This is a genomic window from Oleiphilus sp. HI0125 (genome assembly GCF_001635355.1).
This window is the reverse complement of sequence record NZ_LWGF01001158.1, coordinates 1-836: the sequence shown is the minus strand read 5'-3', so window position 1 is coordinate 836 and position 836 is coordinate 1. Positions and strand designations below refer to the sequence as shown.

1 protein-coding gene is annotated in these 836 nt (G+C 42.5%); it reads right to left on the bottom strand.

Annotated elements, in window-relative coordinates; all coding sequences use genetic code 11:
• Window positions 1–713: hypothetical protein (locus A3762_RS20075; protein ID WP_156493617.1), on the bottom strand; the 713-nt coding region annotated here is incomplete at its 3' end.
• Window positions 714–836: the final 123 nt, after the last annotated feature.

Below are 836 nucleotides of genomic sequence, written 5' to 3'. Positions count from 1 at the left end.
CAAACTCTACCGCTCAATGCTTCTGTTTCAGCGTTGTGTGACACCCATATAGAGCGACCTGTTTGCGAGTCCCCACTATCGTCGTTGTAGCGAAAATTTGGATCGAATAAAAATGCTCCGAAGACTTCTGAACTGCTAACACCAAAGCTCTGATTGACGATATTGACGCGAGATAAATCAAAATCGATATATTGATATCGATTTGTAGCAAATGAGCAGTTAGCGCCATTCTTGAGCGCTACATATACGGCTGTATCATCAATCGTTTTAAGGTAGTAATCACTATTTGAGTCAAATACAGAGAATGCAGGGCGTTTGGCAGCGAATACGCCGCACACGTCATCGATAAATTCTTTAAGGTCGTATGAACGACGGTTTGCTGTTTTCGAATAATTAAGCAACTTAATCATTTTTCCGTCAACGTAGGCTGCGAATTCGTAGCCAGGAGCATCTTCGTCAGTATCGAGCACCACGATGGAGTTTGATTCTGCATTGAATGTGGCTAGTTCGTTGATGCGACCACTTTCGGGATTGAATTGGAATGCTTTACCGACATCTTGACCTGATTCATTTTCTGTACTGAAAAATACATTGATGCTCTGCACTTCGTCTTCCTCGCTAGCGACGGGTGGAGTTTCACTACACGCATTCAGTGTGAGAAAGGCAACTAAACAAATGATCAGATGAGTGCTTCGCAGTACGCTAAAACTCATGGGCACAACATTCCTTTGAGAAAAGTAATTTAACCAAGCTATTATATAGAGCTAGGATTTTGAAGCGAAATCAAAGGCAAACGATTGGGATAAGGGTCACACAAGTAACGTGGTCTTAGCCCA